The 3,730-nt window shown below is 66.4% G+C and carries 5 protein-coding genes; all 5 read right to left on the bottom strand.

Translation table 11 applies throughout. The features are described 5' to 3' along the window. The coding region (locus P8014_RS20340) for an NAD(P)H-dependent oxidoreductase (RefSeq protein WP_337819160.1) at nucleotides 1–500 on the bottom strand (500 nt) is incomplete at its 3' end. Beyond that, nucleotides 497–955 (bottom strand): cupin domain-containing protein, encoded by a 459-nt coding sequence (locus P8014_RS20335; protein WP_337819159.1) that lies wholly within the window; start codon nucleotides 953–955, stop codon nucleotides 497–499. The genes P8014_RS20335 and P8014_RS20340, both read right to left, overlap by 4 nt. A 23-nt stretch (nucleotides 956–978) precedes the next feature. Then, on the bottom strand, nucleotides 979–1,587 hold the full coding sequence (locus P8014_RS20330; protein WP_337819158.1) for an NAD(P)H-dependent oxidoreductase: 609 nt from the start codon (nucleotides 1,585–1,587) through the stop codon (nucleotides 979–981). Nucleotides 1,588–1,784: 197 nt separating this feature from the next. Continuing rightward, nucleotides 1,785–2,564: a cysteine hydrolase family protein gene (locus P8014_RS20325; protein WP_337819157.1), complete on the bottom strand. Its 780-nt coding sequence runs from the start codon at nucleotides 2,562–2,564 to the stop codon at nucleotides 1,785–1,787. Between the two features lie 127 nt (nucleotides 2,565–2,691). Then, nucleotides 2,692–3,321 (bottom strand): HDOD domain-containing protein, encoded by a 630-nt coding sequence (locus tag P8014_RS20320; protein ID WP_337819156.1) that lies wholly within the window; start codon nucleotides 3,319–3,321, stop codon nucleotides 2,692–2,694. Between the last annotated feature and the right edge of the window lie 409 nt (nucleotides 3,322–3,730).

Genomic DNA, 3,730 nt, shown 5'->3' with positions numbered 1-3,730 from the left:
TAGGGCGAACCGCCCTTCTTCGTGCGCACCAGCTCGGGAACGCTGTGCGGTACGCCGAGGATGATCATGCCGTGCTGCAGGAACGGCAGCAGCGTAGTGATCAAGGTCATTTCGTGACCGGAATGCATGCCGCCGGAGCTGGTGAAGGCCGCACCAACCTTGCCGATCAGCGCGCCTTCGCGCCACAACGGCGCGACCTCGTCGATAAACGCCCGCAGCGGCGTGGACATCAGGCCGTAACGCGTGGGCGAGCCGAATACGATGCCGTCGGCCCAGCGCAGGTCGTCGATGTCGGCCTGCGGCATGGCCTCGAGCCTGGCGCGGGCGCTGACGTAGGAGTCGCGCCCGATGTCCACGCTGTACTCCGGTTCACCGAGAGCGGCGCGACGCAGGCGCACCTGCGCCCCCTCGCCCGCTGCGCCGGCGGCGACCGCCTCGGCCAACGCCAGGGTGCTGCCGTAGCGGCTGTCGACCACCACGGCGACGCGCGAGGCGCTCACGAAACCGCCCGCACCGGACCGGAGGGCAGTCCGGCCAGCACCGCAAGATCCTCCTCGTCCAGCGAGTCCGGCGTACCGTTGCGGATCAGGCGGCCGAAAGCCTCGTCGGGGATCATGGTGGTCAGGGTGTAAAGACGGGTCGGGCCGGTGTTCTCGACCACGTGAGTCACTCCCGGCGGCACCACCAGGCAGCCACCGGGGCGCAACGCCAGGCGTCGATCGCCGCAGATCGCCACGCCCTCGCCGGCGAGCACGAAGAACTGCTCGAAGGCTTCGCGGTGTGCGTTGGGCGGCGTGCGGCCACCGACGTCGAATATCTCGACGCAGGTTATGAAGGGCACGCCGTCGCCGATTTCGTCGTAGACGATGACCAGCCGGTTGCTATCGTCGGGGCTGATACGGAAGGCCTGATAATCGGCAGGCGCCTTGAGCATGGGTGCGGTGGCAAAACTCATCCCAGTGTCTCCATTTGTTTTCGTTAGCTTTTCGACGCCGCCGGCGCCAAGGTGGACAGTTCCGTGTGCACGCGTTGCAGGAAGCGCTCGCGCTGCTGCGGCGTGCTGTCGTCCATCCGGTGCAGCGCCAGCCAGCGCTTGCGCGCGTTCGGCGCGCACAGGGCGCCGATGCCGCGCATCAGCGTGCGCCGGCCGGGATCTCCGACGTAGCGCGTCCACAGCCACGACGCGCCGTAGGTGGACACCCCGGCGAACACGCGCACATGGCGCAGGCCGGGCTGAATGCCGGCACCCTCGCCGCCCATGTGGAAAGCCAGTCCCGGCCGGTAGACTCGGTCCAGATAGCCCTTGAGCATGGCCGGCAGCCCGTACCACCAGGTCGGGTAGACGAACACCAGCCCCTCGGTCCGCTGCACGCGGCGCACCCAGCCATCGAGCTCGGCCGGCTGGGCCGCGGGTTCGTGATAGCCGCGGCGCTCGTCGGCCGATATCACCGCCTGGAAGCCCTCGGCGTAAAGGTCCAGATCGTCGACCTCGTGCCCGGCGCCGCGCAGGGCTTCCAGCGCGGCACGGTGCACCGCGCTGCCGAAGCTCTCCTCGCAGGGATGTGAATACACCAGATGAATGCGCATGCGACCCGCCTCAGCCCCGCATGACCGAACCGGCCGCCGCATGGCAGCGCTCAACAACCATCGTGCCCCCCCTTCCCTGACGATACGTTCGATACGCGCATGCGGAGCAAGATGCATTCCACGCCGCGCGCTGCGCATGGCCGCGGACGGTGGCTCCGTAGGGCGCACCGAATCGGTGCATCCGCCTGCCTACGCGCTCACTCCGCGTACGGCCGCACGGCTTCGATCCAGTCCGGCGAGCGGGTCACGAAACCGAAGCACTGCTTGACGTTGTACAGCGTCGCCAACCGGCAGTAGTCGGGCGAAGTGGTGGTGGCACAATCCTCCAGCAGAATGCAGTCGTAGCCCAGGCAGTTCGCGTCCTGCAGCGTGGCCATCACGCACTGGTCCAGGTTGACCCCGGCGAACAGCACGCTGCTGACGCCGAGGTTGCGCAGGATGCTGTCCAGCGGCGTGTCCCAGAATCCGCTCATGCGGTACTTGTCCACGCGTACGTCGCCTGGTTCCTGCACCAGTTCGTCGACCACCGCAGCGGCCCAGCTGTCCTTCTGCAACACCGGCGCTCCGTTGCCGGGCAACGCATCGCCCAAGCCCACGCCCTTGCCGCTGGGTTTGTAGACGTGTTGCACGGAGGGGCTGAGGTTGAGGCGGTCGGGACGGTTGCCCCAGTTCACCCAGATCACCGGCATGCCGGCCGCGCGCAGCGCGGGCAGCAGCGCTTGCAGCGGTTCGATCGGCCCGCGCGCGGGCGTCACGTCGACGCCGATGTGGTCCAGCCAGCCGCCCGGCGCGCAGAAGTCGTTCTGCATGTCGATCACGACCACCGCGGTGCGGTTCAGATCCACCGTGATGTGCTGCGGCTCGGCAGTCACGCGTACCGGCCGCGGCTCGGCCGGTACGCGTGACAGATCCGCCTCGTGTTCGTCCACCCACCAGCGATTGCCCGGGTGGCCCAGGGGGCGCAGGCCTTGTTTCATCGTCAACCTCGGTCATGTCGGATAATGACCGATTGCGGTGCAAGTGACGTGCCGACGACCGGTATGAAGCCTGCGGCCGCAACGGTTCAGCGGCAGAATGCCGTTTTCGGGCAGGCGTTCCTTCGACTTAACTGTCGCCCAGCAATCCGCTCAGCGAGCTGGCCCAGTCGAGTGCTTCGATGCTGGCTTCCCGTAGTGCGTCCATGGGCAGCGACGACGCCGTGATGTCCGACCAGAGATTTTGCTCATAGCCGAGCGCGACTTTCAGAATGGCTCCCAGTGCTCCGCTATGCATCAGGATCGCGTCTCTGAGCGATTGCGCGAGCGGTAGCGGCTTGAGCAGGACTTCCAGCGGCTGATCGAGCAGCAAGTCCAGCGATGAGAACAGGCCGACGACGAATCCGTCGCCCCCGCGGAGCCCGGCGCGCTCCGCCAGGAGTTCGCACATTTTGGCGCGCGCCAATACGATGCGGAGAACCTCGGACGGACGGTTCTCGATTTGGCCGAGGGCGATCAGGGAAGCCCAGGTAGCCAGTTTGTTGCGGCCCAGCATGACGATGGCGTCATGCAGCGATTCGATATTTCGCGGCGGGCTGAAAAAAGCCGAATTGATAAGTCTGATCAGCTTGTAGCTGAGAGTCGGATCGCTGCCGAGCGCGACCTCGATCTCGCCGGTTTCGCTGTGCGGATCGTAGAGTTTTGCGAGCAGGGTGAGCACGGTCTGCTTGCTCGGAGCCAGATTCTTGGTTCGCAGCAAGCGCGGGCGGCTCAGGAAGACGATGGCTCATTATCCCGGACTCACGACCGGCACAGACGCCTCAGGCGAATAAATCAGCGCTTCCCTAGCAGGTGGATAGGCGAAGAAACGAGCAGTGCGCAACACAGCAGATCGCCCGCGTCACCATTTAATCATTAAGCTTGTCCTTGGAGCGCGGCGCGAGCAACCCAGCTTCTCCCGGAGCGGCGAACACGCGCGGGGCGCTTCCCCTCACAGAATGCAGTTGCCTCGGCGCCGCGCGAATGCGTCACCGAGGCAACGCTGGTTCACTCAACTACACCTTGAACTGCCCGACCAGGCCCTGCAGCTGCGCCGCCAGGCGCGCCAGCTCCTCGCTCGCCGCCGCCGTCTGCTGCGACGCACCCGCCGTCTGCTGCGTCGAGGCGCT

The sequence above is a fragment of the Acidihalobacter sp. genome, from assembly GCF_037381185.1.
In the GTDB taxonomy this organism is placed as follows: Bacteria; Pseudomonadota; Gammaproteobacteria; order DSM-5130; family Acidihalobacteraceae; genus Acidihalobacter_A.
The sequence above is the reverse complement of the archived record's forward strand: the minus strand, read 5'-3'. Positions and strand labels throughout refer to the sequence as shown.